The organism is Scytonema sp. PCC 10023, assembly GCF_963920835.1.
GTDB lineage: Bacteria > Cyanobacteriota > Cyanobacteriia > Cyanobacteriales > Nostocaceae > Kalymmatonema.
This window is the reverse complement of sequence record NZ_CAWUDP010000018.1, coordinates 26,357-39,596: the sequence shown is the minus strand read 5'-3', so window position 1 is coordinate 39,596 and position 13,240 is coordinate 26,357. Positions and strand designations below refer to the sequence as shown.

General features: G+C 42.7%; 8 protein-coding genes and 1 pseudogene. 4 read left to right on the top strand and 5 right to left on the bottom strand.

The genetic code is table 11. From position 1 onward, the window contains the following. Positions 1 to 744 precede the first annotated feature (744 nt). From ACM0OZ_RS13175 to ACM0OZ_RS13165, 3 genes are all read right to left on the bottom strand, one after another. Positions 745 to 1,440 carry an acyltransferase gene (locus ACM0OZ_RS13175; RefSeq protein ID WP_414583279.1) on the bottom strand — a complete coding sequence of 232 codons (696 nt, stop codon included), beginning with the start codon at positions 1,438 to 1,440 and terminating at the stop codon, positions 745 to 747. A 220-nt stretch (positions 1,441 to 1,660) separates the two neighbouring features. Next, complete coding sequence (locus ACM0OZ_RS13170; protein ID WP_414583278.1) at positions 1,661 to 2,356, bottom strand: acyltransferase; 696 nt, start codon at positions 2,354 to 2,356, stop codon at positions 1,661 to 1,663. Between the two features lie 615 nt (positions 2,357 to 2,971). Then, a complete protein-coding gene (locus ACM0OZ_RS13165; RefSeq protein ID WP_414583277.1) occupies positions 2,972 to 3,100 on the bottom strand; it encodes a hypothetical protein in 129 nt (42 codons plus the stop codon). 447 nt (positions 3,101 to 3,547) lie between these two features. Here ACM0OZ_RS13165 and ACM0OZ_RS13160 point away from each other — a divergent pair. Next, positions 3,548 to 4,626: pseudogene (locus ACM0OZ_RS13160) on the top strand (IS630 family transposase). A 365-nt stretch (positions 4,627 to 4,991) separates the two neighbouring features. Here ACM0OZ_RS13160 and ACM0OZ_RS13155 read toward each other — a convergent pair. Beyond that, positions 4,992 to 5,819 (bottom strand): response regulator, encoded by an 828-nt coding sequence (locus tag ACM0OZ_RS13155; RefSeq protein ID WP_414583337.1) that lies wholly within the window; start codon positions 5,817 to 5,819, stop codon positions 4,992 to 4,994. A gap of 64 nt (positions 5,820 to 5,883) precedes the next feature. Next, positions 5,884 to 7,857, bottom strand: a complete 1,974-nt coding sequence (locus ACM0OZ_RS13150; RefSeq protein WP_414583276.1) for a scytonemin biosynthesis sensor histidine kinase — start codon at positions 7,855 to 7,857, stop codon at positions 5,884 to 5,886. 1,239 nt (positions 7,858 to 9,096) lie between these two features. On the opposite strand from ACM0OZ_RS13150, the gene scyA reads away from it, so the two are divergent. From scyA to scyC, 3 genes are all read left to right on the top strand, one after another. Next, complete coding sequence (gene scyA, locus ACM0OZ_RS13145) at positions 9,097 to 11,013, top strand: scytonemin biosynthesis protein ScyA (RefSeq protein ID WP_414583275.1); 1,917 nt, start codon at positions 9,097 to 9,099, stop codon at positions 11,011 to 11,013. A gap of 68 nt (positions 11,014 to 11,081) precedes the next feature. After that, positions 11,082 to 12,140 carry a tryptophan dehydrogenase ScyB gene (gene scyB, locus ACM0OZ_RS13140; RefSeq protein ID WP_414583274.1) on the top strand — a complete coding sequence of 353 codons (1,059 nt, stop codon included), beginning with the start codon at positions 11,082 to 11,084 and terminating at the stop codon, positions 12,138 to 12,140. 11 nt (positions 12,141 to 12,151) lie between these two features. Then, a complete protein-coding gene (gene scyC, locus ACM0OZ_RS13135) occupies positions 12,152 to 13,108 on the top strand; it encodes a scytonemin biosynthesis cyclase/decarboxylase ScyC (protein WP_414583273.1) in 957 nt (318 codons plus the stop codon). Positions 13,109 to 13,240 lie beyond the last annotated feature (132 nt).

Sequence of the window (13,240 nt, the reverse complement as noted above, 5' to 3'; positions counted from 1 at the left end):
GGACTTTTTTGCTGTTTTTGCGTGGAAACCCTTGTAAATCGACAAGATCCCCAAGGGAATTTTTTAAGGATCAGAGCCCTAAAGGTTAGAATCAGCCATCTTCTTGCGTTTCCGCTGTTGGAACTACGATATTCTCCTCAAAAATCATATTTTTTTATTACAATTAACATACATTTTGTTTAAAAACTTAACATTATTGTCATGATTTGATAACAATATATGTAACCTACTCCGTATCCCACACAATGCTCATCGTTCAGTTCAGGATTATTTATGACAATTCCATGCCTGTAGAGACGTAGTATGTGAGCCCAGCGCTGCGGGAGGGAAACCCTCCGCAGGCGACTGGCGAACCCGAAGGGCTACGTCTCTACAGATGTCATCAGGCGCTGAAAACCACATTCCTAGCGTATTGCGCTATAAGACGCTTAACTTAGGGATTTCCAAGAAATAAATTATTCATCTTGTGGGGTGGGCGTCGCCGCCCGCCCGGTTAATAGGACGGGCGCTTAAATCAGTTATCAGTTATCAGTTATCAGTCAGTCAGGCGGGCGCTTTGGGGGATGCGCTCACCGCCACCAACGCATAAAGGTGCTCTTGGTGGGGGACGCGCGACCACTCGTATTTAACTGATAACTGCGGCTGGTACTGTTCACTGTTAATGCCACTCCCACAAGAAAAAGTTGGATATTTTTTAATTTGGAAGTCCCTTATTTGTTGGGAAATAGACACATAGATTTGCTGTTAGTCTTTTGAGGAAAGGACTTCCTTTGCCTTACGGCTTTTAACGACTTTTGCAGGTACCCCCACAGCTATTGAAAACGGGGGAATATCTTTAGTCACAACTGCTCCTGCACCAATGACACTACCTTTACCAATAGTCACGCCATCTAATACAGTCACCGCATGTCCTAGCCAACAGTCGTCCTCAATTACAATACCCTTACGGCTAACTCCTTGGTTTTCAATAATTTCCGTTGGGTCATCAAAAATGTGATTATTAGCAAATATCCCAACGTGGGCTGCAATAAGACACCACTTGCCTATTTTGATATTTCCTGGACCTGCCAAGCAAACATAAGGACCGATAAATGTACCTTCATCAATGTGGATATGGGTATCTTTCATTGCCCTGATGTCAATGCCACGCTCAAGGGTGACTTTATCTCCAAGATAAACTCTATTGTTTGGGTGTCCATTTGCATTGATACTAACACCGTGTAGAATCTTCACCTCATTTCCAATATCAATACACGAGGTGTTGAGAAATTTAACGCCGTCTTCAATATAAACAGAATTACCAATACGGGCAAAAATATCACGATAGAGCAGATTTCGTAAGTTACTGCCGACAACCCTAGTGGGGATATTACCTAACAAGTTAGTCAATAAATTTTCTGGTAAATGCTTCCGCCGAAAAAAACTTTGCTTGCTATTCATTGTGAAATTACACTTCATAATAAATGGTTTACCACAATTCTTCATAACAGAAAATCAGACAAACAATTACTTGATAAACTTACTTAGAAATTTACTTAAATATTATGAAAGAAAAGGTGGTGTACTATATGATAAATCTTCAGGAATATTTTTGTGAGATACGTCATGTCTGACTAACAGACTTTGCATTTACCCAAAGCCTGTTAGTTGCTGCTATCTCTTAGTCTCTGCTGTTCACCAGTTCCTTCCTAGTCCGGGTTTTAATAACTTTTGCAGGTACCCCCACAGCGACTGAGAACGGGGGGATATCTTTGGTAACAACTGCTCCTGCACCAATGACGCTACCTTCACCAATGGTGACTCCGTCTAAGACAGCTACGCCATGTCCTAGCCAGCAATCATCTTCTATGACAATTCCCTGGCGAGAAATACCTTGGTATTTAATTGGCTCTATCGGGTCTGAGAAATTATGGTTATTTGCATAGATACCAGCATTTGCTGCAATGAGACAGCGTTTGCCAATTTTGATGTCTCCAGGTCCAGCAATACAAACGCCAGGACCAATGAAAGTCTCTTGACCAATGTGTATGCTAGTGTTCCCCAAACACCCAATATTAACGTTACGTTCAATAGCTACTCCATTGTCCAAAAAAATTCTATTGTTTTGGTGTCGTCGTGCATCTAGACGTGTACCTTTAAAAATAAACACTCCATTGCCGATTTCGATACAAGAAGTACTAAGAAATTCAACACCCTCTTGAATATAAACTGCTTTACCCATCCGACCAAAGATAGTACTATATACTATATTGCGCAGCTTTGGTCCCAACATAATGCTTGGAACACCTCCTACTAAACTAATGGCTAAAAGTTCTTGCAAACGTTGTAACTTTGATGAAGATTGCTCTCTATTCATAAGTGCGTCATCCTTAGGTAAGGCTTTTTGACAAGAATTCAGTTTGTATGGTCTTGATCCCAACTCGTGTTTCATTCTTTGCGTTTCCGCTGATGCTGGTATTTCTACCCATCAACTGGATTTGAAGTGGAGTCATCTGGAGAATTCCTCATAACCTCCTAATGTTTGAAGAACTCATGCAAGTATTGTCAAATCCCTCTAGTTAGATGCACAACGTATAGTTGAATTGTGTTTGCTAGCAAGAAAAACTTGTAACGGTATCCATATTATAAGTAGATACACTATTAATCTTTTCTCTGAGCAAGTTTAAAAGCCTTGTATTAACTTTGTGGAAGTATCAACCATCAAATATAAACAGGCTTATTTTATCTTTGTCAGAGAATCTTAAGATAAAAACTTTTACGCAACTACCGATACAGTTATTCTTGTTGATGGGACTACCCGCTGAGTAGCTCTAAACGTTTCCAAAAGATGCAGTTCAACCAACTGCTTGTTCAACACAACTATATTATTTCCTCAAGTTATTGCAAAGGAGTTTGAATTTCTCCTCTGATTTACTTGAAAATATAACTGTTGTTGAATTTCTCTTGGCGTTTTTATTTGAGTAAAACTAAATTATGGTGGAGTGTCTCCAACTTCTGCCATGACGTTAAAATCTGCCATCGGTGCAAATAAGTAAGCGCTTCCTCGAGCGCTATGACGAATTTGTTGCAGCCATTTTGTCAATTGGGCTGCCGCCATCATATTGCACACAGATGTTTTACAGACTAACGAAATCACGTTGAGAATGACACGAGCTGGATCTCTACCGTATCATATATAAGTGATAACGTCTACTATCTACAATTACTCTATAGACTTATATTTAGAAAATATTTAGAAAATTCGATAAAAAAAATCACCACAACGTTAGCAAAGCCGCCAGAACAGCGGCTTTGCTCAATTTCGAGCAAAAAGGGATAAGGCTTTTGAGAATTTTTTCTTAGCAACCGCCTTATCCCTGATACTTTTAACCCAGACATTCTGGACAAGCCAGAGTGAGTACAACATCCTCAGGACAAACAGTCTACTTGCCTATTTCACCGTTTAGAGCTAAGTGTGTTAATTCATGCTAAGTAAGTCGGCGCGAAAAAACCAAACTATGTAAAGATAAATAAATACGGAAAATGCACCTCCCAAGGTTATTGAAATATGGGCGCTCGTTTAAGGGTCTTTCTGACTTGTGAGCAAGATAAAACCTTGTTAAACCTGAGAAGAGAAGATGTACCGCAGAAAGTCAAAGACCGAGCAGAGGTAATCAGGTTAAATGCACATGGCTGGTACGTTGAAAAAATAGCTGCTCACTTTAACTGGACTCCACAAACAGTGAGAGAGGTGTTGCATAAATGGCAGAAGCTAGGTGTAGATGGTCTTTGGGAGCTATCAGGTAGAGGAGGAAAAACAAAGTATAAGCAAGAGGACATAGTTTTTTTGGAAGAATGCCTGAGGAAAGAACCTCGTACATACAATAGTCTTCAACTAGCTCAAAAACTAGAAAGCGAGCCTCCGGAGGAGGAGCTTCGCTAACGCCAAGTTAAATTGAGTCCCGACAGGTTAAGGCGGGTACTCAAAAAAAGGGGGTGATTTGGAAACGAACGAGAAAAAGTCACAAGGGAAAGCAAGATCCAAAAACCAGAGAAATCAAGCAAGCAGACCTAGATATGCTGGAATGGTCTGCTGCTACTGGAGAGATACAGCTGAAGTATTTGGATGAATCAGGTTTCTGCATGTGGAGCGAGCCAAGTTATACCTATTACCAACGAGGGGAGCAAAAATGCTTAGAACAGACAAAGCGTCGTGGTCGTAGATTAAGTATTATTGGACTTCTTCAACCTTTAATCAGCTTTGTTTACGGTTTAGTTATTGGGGGTGTTAATCGCAAATCATATATCCAGATGATGGAGCAAGAAGCTCAAGAAGCAGAAGAGCTTGGACGTACCAGAGTAATAGTACAGGATAACGGTTCAATACACCGATGTGAAGAAGTTCAACAGTTATGGTCAAAGTGGGAAAGTCAGGGTTTATACATCTTCTTTCTACCTAAGTATTGCTCTGAGATGAATCCAATTGAACTGGAGTGGCAGCATCTCAAAAAAAGCGAACTAGCAGGGAAAATGTTTGACGATGAGTTAGACCTAGCCTATACGGTAATTGATGGTGTTCAGGCTAGAGGGGAAAGAGGAAACTACAGCACACAGCGTGTTAAATTTAACTCCAATCTGATTAGTTAATTTTTCGTTACATAGTTATAAATTTCCCCGCCGACTTACTTAATAGCAGTAAATAGCTTAATATTACAAAAATGTTTCCGCGAAGAAAGCCTTGAACTGAGATGCTGAGCACGAAGAGATTTGTTCGCAACTGCTGTAGGGTCTTTTCTTCTTACTTTTTACTGGATTGGGTGAAAGCTGGATGTTCTAAAGTCATGATGGTAAGTCTGGTAGGGTTAGTTCTATCATTTTTTGTAAGCCCACTTCCTGACCCCATAACCTACTTTGAGAAATGTAGCTTTGGTACTATTGTGCTGCATCATTATCTTATTTAGTTGAAGCACGGTAACGACTCAAGGTGTCTTGTTTTCCTATTTCATTGGTTTTCAGACTTCGACTGTGCTACGCCGCATCAGTTGATACTCTTTTCTCCAAGTTTGGGGAGGAATCCCGTTGTGTTGACGAAACTGGCGGGAGAAATGGCACGCATTTTGATAGCCAAGAGCTGAAGAAATTTGCTCGATTGTTTGGTCAGTTTCTTGAAGTAAGGAACGTGCTGCTGTCATCCGACGCTTAACAATCCAGCCGTTGACTGTTTCTCCTGTAATTTTTGCAACTCTATTCGTTAAGTAAGCCGAAGAGTAACCAACTGCCTCAGCTACGTCACATAGAGTGATACCTTGGTGATAATTGGCTTCAATGTAATCGAAAACTTCTTTGAGTTGTGGAACGCTGGGAAAGATTGATTCTGATGCCGATGATCTGGTGTTGGCTGCAACTGGTTGTGCAAGATTTTGGCAGCAAGCAGCATACCAATACTGCATGAGTTTTGATTGCTTTTCTAATCTGACTGCTATAGCTTTGAGTAGCTGCTGTACAGTACAAGGCTTGGTAAGATAATCATCTGCTCCCAACTCCATACCTTTGCGAAGAGATGACTTGCTATCGCTACCAGTGAGAAAGATAAAGGGTATAATTGCCGTCACTGGCTCTTGGCGCAGCATCTTTAGAACGCCAAAACCATCCATATTAGGCATCATGACATCGCAAATAACCAAATCGGGTTGATGCTCTTGCGCTTTTTGGATACCAACAATACCATTTTGAGCGCCTATGGTCTCAAAACCTTCAGCCTGAAGACCGTCCAAGAAGATATTGCGGGTCATTGCATCATCTTCAATAATCAGAATTTTTTTTGGTGACTCTTGTATCATGTTCATTGGTAGAATTTGAGGGAGTTAAGGATTGCTGAATTCTGGGCCGAGTATTGGATGACGCTTAAGAGCTTGAGGGCAGATTGACAGTAAAAGTCGTGCCAACGCCAACTACACTTTCGACAGCGATTTGACCGCCATGTAAATCTACTAGGGTTTTCACAATCGACAAACCCAGTCCAGTACCCGGTATACTGTCAACATTGCTGCCACGATAAAACGGCTCGAATATTTGCTGTTGATCTACTACCGGAATACCAATACCTGAATCTTTTATTTGAAAAATTGCTTCTTCACTTTGGCAGCAAAGTTTAAAAGTCACCGCGCTACCATTAGGTGAATACTTAATAGCATTCGAGAGTAAGTTAGTTAATATATGCTGTAGGAGCTTTGGATCTAAATAAGCAGTAGAACAGTTGCCTTGGCTGACAAAGCTGATCCCTTTTTGGTCTCCACTCGCTATCTGCACCTGTGCTAGAACATCTCTGCAAAACATTTCCAGGTTGAGTGGTCTTGGCTCACACTCCAGCCTCGCAGATTCTGCCTGACCATATAAGAGAATTTCATCTAGTAGCTCACTAATTTGTTGAACTGCGACTTGAATCAAATCTAGATACGAGCGGTTTTTTTCTTCAGTCCATTGATGAATATGACGTCTGAGTAAATCAGCAGAGAATGAAACAACGTTGAGCGGAGTGCGGAATTGATGGCAAAGCATAGAGACAAAGCGTTCTCTGAGTTCGCTGAGTCGTTTTGCTTGCTCAAGAGCTTGACGAACCTCAGACTCTGCCTGCTTATAATCTGTGATATCGATCGCTGTGACTAATTCAACTGAGTGACCAGCAAAATCCAGCACTCCATCAAGCAGTCCCACTGTACAAGCCAGCCAACGCTTCACACCGTTTTTTGTCAGAATCTGCATCTCCTGATATTCACAACAAGCAGATCCATCGTGCTTATGAACCTGCCTAAGCTTTTTGCCTTTAATCAGTCGATCAATATTAAAATTATTCACCAATTCCTTTGTTGTATATCCAGTCAGATTCTCTGCAGCTGGATTGACATAGCAAATCTGCTTGTTGTCAGAAATCAGGAAGATACTCGCTTCTGTAGTTTCTGCTAAAGTACGGAACCGGGCTTCATTCCGCCTAAGTGCTTCTTCTGTTTTTCTCGATTCAGTAACGTCCCAGATACTCCACACTCTACCGATAATTTTGTCTCCAAGCCGCTGTGGCTCTGAGTAATGTGCAAATATCCTGCCATCCTTCAATTCCACTAACTCGTAGCTTTCTTTATCTGATTGGCTGGACATTTCCCAAATAGCTTGACGAAAAGCCTCTGGGTCTTTAACTTTATTCTCAAAGAAGGCTTTGGCTGTGCTACATTTCCTAGATACGCTAACCGACTTTGGGAATTGCCACATCTCCAGAAATTTCTGGTTGTAGCAAAGGATTTCTCCTTGAAAGTTCACTGCAAGTATGGCATTTGCAGAAGATTCCAATGTAGAACGAAGTAGAGAAAGAGATGTTTCTAGTTCCGTTTGTGTCCTTTCATATTCAATAACTTCTTGCTGTAACTCCTCCTTTGGCTTAGCGGTTTTGTTGACATACCGTTGCAGGCCTAAGTCTACTAATTCATCACTGCGATCGCGAGCAAAAACACACCCAAATTCTTTGCCTTGATGTTCTACATAAGTGATAGTAATTTCTACCAGAAATATTCGACCTGTTTTTGTTCGATATCGAGTTTTGAAGGTGAGGGAACCTTGTTGTTTGAGCGCTGTCCATTTCTCTGACCAATTTTTGGGCCAAAAGTCTATGTCGATATCTTTCAGCGTCATTGAAAGTAATTCCTCACGGGAATACTTTATCATTCGGCAAATCGCATCGTTGACGTAGATAATTTTTGCATTCGACCCGACATAGAAAACAGCATCTGCAACCTGGTTCATGAGATACTGTGCCAGTTTTAACTCTTCTTCCGGCTGTAGCACTGAGTAAGAATTAGCGTTAGATAACATGTAGTCGCCAAAGGTCATAGCCCTTCTTATGCTCCCCTTGTATCATTTGGCACTATTGCGCTCAACGGGCTCGTCATTAAAAGTTCCTATATTTGCTATTAGGTTTTTTTCCCCAACCTTAAATTATCAAAGTCCTTAGAAAATTAATATATCTTCACACAAAATTTAAATTCCTCACTTCAACACTTTCTCAAAACAACAAAAACTATATGGTGCCTCTGTTCCTGCTTGAAGTAGCAAGTCATATACACATAGATATTATTCATATCCAAAAAAGAGATATTAAGTTATCTATGTCTGCGTAGAATTCGAGTCAGGGTATTTCATCCTGAACATCTTTATCAACGTTGCCCTACATCAATTTCAGGGCTTGTATACGTGTCTTACCTGCAAAAGTGATAACTGTTCACTCTTCGTTGTTCACGGCTATCGTGATTCACAAACGCAAAACGCGCCTAAGCCTAACTTGGATTAATTTTACCAGAGATTGTGACAAACAGTGAAATTATTACGGGCATCTCTTGACTCATTAGTTTCATTTGTTTTCTTAACTCTTTGATGAATTCAACTACAAAATACTTTACAAAATCATCTGTCCTAAGAAATAGCCTATACTTTCACCCTTAGGAATATATTTTTATCATCTATCAAAAGATATATAAAGCGTGACAATTAACAGTATCAATAAGAACATAAGCTTGAGTTTACAGGAGTTTGACGGTAACAATCTCGCAATCATTGTTAGTGGCTTGAGCAGAATCAAGTACAAATATTAAATTTTTATTAAAATTAAACAAGTGAATTTTTTATCGCTACATAATCCACAAGTTATCCTTGGTTTTTGTTGTGTCAGTCAGATACATTGTATAAATGAAAACAAAAAAAGAAAAAACAGACCGTAAACTACCAAAAGGTAGAAAACTCTTGTTCAACCGGGCTGATCAGGCGTCAAAATTAGGAAAAACAACAGCAAAAAAATTGACAACTCAATCAAAAGATTATTCATTGCAGCAAAGTGTTCAGCTTCTGTACGCTTGTTTCCATAAGCACAGCCTAAATTGTTTAACTCCTACCGTACGAGTTTTTTACTGACGAAAAAGCGGTGACTTACCGTTCCCAGTGTTCATAAATCTGGGTTGAATCTTGTACGCAAAGATACGGAATTTGGCATAACACACACTTAAGGCTGTGAGTGCAAACGCAGCCTGAGTAAGCTAACTGGCATCCTCTCCAACAATCAGGGAGTACGTAGACGCAATGAGCCACAACTATACTCAGACAACATCTCAAGTTGGCATTCAGCCATACGACGTGTACCAACCAAACGGCAATACACAGTCGGAGCTAAATGGTAGAGTACACTCTTCCAAAGACCAACTCAATAGTGACTCTAAGAATAGTGAGTCCAAAAATGCACCTGTTGTGCAAGAACCAACACAGCGACCGCTAACGGTCGCAAATGCGATCGCCACGATGATGGAAGCCTTAGGGGTATCCAGCGCCTTTGGCGTCAACGGAGGTGCGATGGCAGGAATTTGGGGAGCGCTATCGAACAGCCTTTTGCGAGTGCTGAACTTCCGTCATGAAGCAGGAGCTGCCTTTGCAGCGACTGAAGCCTACTTTGCCAGTGGTCATCCTACTGTAGTGTTCACCACTGCAGGACCTGGGATCACCAATGCCTTAACTGGATTATTCGCTGCTAGAGGTGAGGGTGCAAAAGTGATTTTGCTGTCAGCTTGCACCTCCTCCCCACAGCGCGGACGGTGGGCTATTCAAGAAACCAGCACCGAGACTCTGCCAACTGAGGGAATATTTACCTCAGGAGCGCTGTTTAACTATGCTACCACTGTGGAAAGCGCTGCACAACTTCCACAGATTTTTCGCAAACTGGCTCTGGGTCTGTCGCAACCAGGAGGTTTCGTCGCCCATTTGAGCGTTCCTACAGCTGTGCAAACAAGCCCGGTTGATGATCTCGACATATTCCAAGGAATTGATTTTGCTTTACCAACACCCAGTCAAGAAACAATTGTTAAATGTGCACAGTTACTCTCTGAGGGACCGTTTGCGATTTGGGTAGGATTTGGTGCTCGTGACGCAGCAGAAGAAATTCGCCAACTTGCGGAATTGACTGGGGCACCAGTTATGTGTTCACCTCGTGGCAAAGGCATCTTTCCCGAAGATCATCCTCAGTTTGTGGGTGTGACTGGTTTGGGCGGTCATGGTTCCGTCTTTACTTACTTACAACAGCAACCTCCTTTACGCACACTCGTACTAGGAACGCGTTTGAGCGAACCGACTTCCTTCTGGAGTCAAGCGTTGGTTCCCCCAGGAGGCTTCGTGCATGTAGACATTGACCCAACAGTCCCCGGGGTGGCCTATTCAAAAGCCGAAACCTTTGCTGTCCAGTCTGATATCAAAGCATTTGTCAAGGCATTGTTGGAGCATGAACACCTTCTAGCAAGTAGTGCCGTAGCAGCTTTTTGGCTACCTCGTCCAGAACGGCAGGAAATCGCTCCAGGTTCAGACTCTTCAGTTAGACCAGAGGTCTTGATGGAGGCAATTCAAAAGGTCATTGTCGAAGGCAGTGACGCTATAGTGCTGGCGGAGTGTGGTAACTCGTTCCTTTGGTCAACGCATCTGCTACGATTTCCAAACGCAAACCGTTACCGTATCAGCACCGGAGTCGGAGCAATGGGTCATGCTGTTGCCGGAGTCGTCGGAGCAGCAGCAGCACGTCATGGCAAAGCGGTTGCCATTGTTGGCGATGGCGCAATGCTGATGAATAACGAAATCAGCACAGCTGTCAAATACCAGATCCCCGCTGTTTGGATTGTACTCAACGATGCCCGCTACAACATGAGCCATCAAGGCATGGGAATGCTGGGACTCACAGGTGCAGATGCAACAATTCCGCAGGCAGATTTTACCATGATTGCTCGTGGTATGGGAGCCGAAGGAATCCGCATCAACAAAGAGTCTGATCTGATCTCGGCGCTAGAGCAAGCAATGGCAGCGACGGGTCCAATCGTTATTGATGTCGTGATTGACGCAGATAGACGCGCCCCATCCAAAGGACGCAACGCCGGTCTGGCATCACAAGGAGTAAAGTCAACTCCGGCTCAAAAGACCGAATTGCATATTTCATTTCCACAAGCTTCATTTCCAAATGTCTAAATGCTAACGGGGATTGGCAAAACCAATCCCTAAGGGGTCAAGCTGAGGTGAGCGAGGAGACAACAAGGGTGAATTTATTTGAAACTGTTACAGAAATGGGTCATGAGCAAGTGCTCTTTTGTCATGGCAAAGACCCAAATATCAAGGCAATCATTGCCATCCATGACACGAGTTTGGGACCTGCAATGGGCGCAACAAGGCTGTTGCCCTACGCCAACGAAGAAGCTGCTTTAAAAGACGCTCTTCGTCTGAGCCGTGGTATGACTTATAAGGCGGCTTGTGCAGGCATTCCAGTTGGTGGAGGTAAGGCAGTCATCATTGCCAATCCTGAAAACAAGAATCCAGACCTGTTCAGAGCATACGGACGGTTTATTGAAAGACTCAATGGACGTTTTATTACAGGTCAAGATGTAAATCTGACCCCTGATGATGTCAGAACAATCAGTCAAGAAACCAGATATGTCGTTGGGGTAGAAGAAAGGTCAGGTGGACCTGCTCCTGTGACAGCATGGGGAGTTTTTCTCGGTCTCAAAGCTGCTGTTGAGTTTCGTTTGCAAACCTCTGACCTTAAGGGGCTAAAAGTTGCAGTTCAAGGTCTGGGGAATGTCGGTCAAAATCTTTGCCGACACCTGCACGAGCATGGGGCAAAACTGTTTGTCACTGATATCAGCAAAGAAAAAACAGAGGAAGTAAAGCGTCTTTTTGGTGCTACTGTTGTAGAGCCAGACGAAATTTACTCCCAAGATGTTGATGTGCTTTCTCCTTGTGCTTTAGGGGGAATTCTTAACAGTGAGACGATTCCTCACATTAAAGCGTCGGTGATTGCTGGTGCTGCAAACAATCAGTTGGGAGTTGAGTTGCTCCACGGTCAAATGCTCACAGCGAAAGAGATTCTTTATGCTCCTGATTATGTGATTAATGCAGGCGGGCTAATCAACGTTTACAACGAAATGATTGGCTACGACGAAGAAAGAGCTTTCCAGCAAGTGCGTAACATTTACGACACGCTGCTTGAAATTTTTGATAGAGCACAAAAGCAGGACATCACTACCAACGATGCTTCTAAGCAGTTGGCAGAAGACAGAATCCGCAAAGCCAGACATCTCAAGACCTTAGCTGTGGTCTAAAGGAGTGACAAATGGTAACTGAAAGAAATACATTTGGGACATCTGCCTACATCGAAACGACTCCAGAGAGTGCCTATGAATACCTTGCTGAGCTAAAAAACTTAGGCGAGTGGACTCTCTATAGCCGCATGGAAGAGCAAATCGACGAAGATACCTGGCTCGGAACTGCCTCTGGCTACCAGACAAAGCTTTACTATCACGTGGAAAGACTGGATCATCCAAATTTTTACGGCATTGAGTGGCACTGCGGGTTAGAGTATCAGAAATATTATCAGGTTTACCCTGTCTTGCTTTTTCCTGCCGACTATGTTGAGCCGGGAACAGATGAAAAGGGCGTGTACTTACACTGGGTCAGCTTTGTCGATCCTAAGCGGCGTAGTCCCTTGATTATGGAGGGAATTCACACGGTACACACTTCCGAGTGTCGTTCTCTCAAAGGTAATTTGGAACGCAAAGCTGGTCTTAAGACCGCAGCAAAAGGACGTTACTACGTTGACACCGACACCATCTATGTTAATGCCCCAATAGAGATGGGGATTGAGTATTTGTCAGACCTCAAAAACATGGATGATTGGGCACACCTACTGCAAGCCGATGGCGAAATTTCTGGTCAGTCTGGCGAGTTTCGCGATGAATACGGTCAAAAGGTGAAAGTAACTCAGCGCCTGCAACCTGTTAACAAATCGTACTTGCTGGAGTATGAGTTCTTTTATCCAGAGTACGGATTTTATCAGCGCTGTCCGGTGCTGCTGATCCCAACCTCCCATGCTTTCCGGGATCCAGAAGCTCCTGGTTTCATCCAGCATCGGATCACCTTCTGGAAAGTAGGTGAGCAACCAGCTCACGGTAAACTCCAAATCGAAGACTTTGGCTCTGAGAGCTTGAATATCAAGCGTATCTTGGAAGGCAAAGCTGGCAACGTGGATACTTTAGCTCAAGGTTTGAGCTATATGCCGCACGCTAAGTAGTGACTTGTCAGTTGTTAGTTGTGAATACAACGACTAACAACTATCTATTAACAACTAATACATAACTAAATAAATATATATTCAGGGTGTAAGTGCCGTCATTGCTTATTATCAGCAATGCAAAATTATACA

Excerpts from the sequence above, each read along its gene's own strand:
- ACM0OZ_RS13170 (WP_414583278.1), bottom strand. The coding sequence starts at position 2,356 with ATGAATAGAGAGCAATCTTCATCAAAGTTACAACGTTTGCAAGAACTT.
- scyA (WP_414583275.1), top strand. The coding sequence starts at position 9,097 with ATGAGCCACAACTATACTCAGACAACATCTCAAGTTGGCATTCAGCCA.
- ACM0OZ_RS13165 (WP_414583277.1), bottom strand. The coding sequence starts at position 3,100 with ATGATGGCGGCAGCCCAATTGACAAAATGGCTGCAACAAATTCGTCAT.
- ACM0OZ_RS13150 (WP_414583276.1), bottom strand. The coding sequence starts at position 7,857 with ATGACCTTTGGCGACTACATGTTATCTAACGCTAATTCTTACTCAGTG.
- ACM0OZ_RS13155 (WP_414583337.1), bottom strand. The coding sequence starts at position 5,819 with ATGATACAAGAGTCACCAAAAAAAATTCTGATTATTGAAGATGATGCA.
- ACM0OZ_RS13175 (WP_414583279.1), bottom strand. The coding sequence starts at position 1,440 with ATGAATAGCAAGCAAAGTTTTTTTCGGCGGAAGCATTTACCAGAAAAT.
- scyC (WP_414583273.1), top strand. The coding sequence starts at position 12,152 with ATGGTAACTGAAAGAAATACATTTGGGACATCTGCCTACATCGAAACG.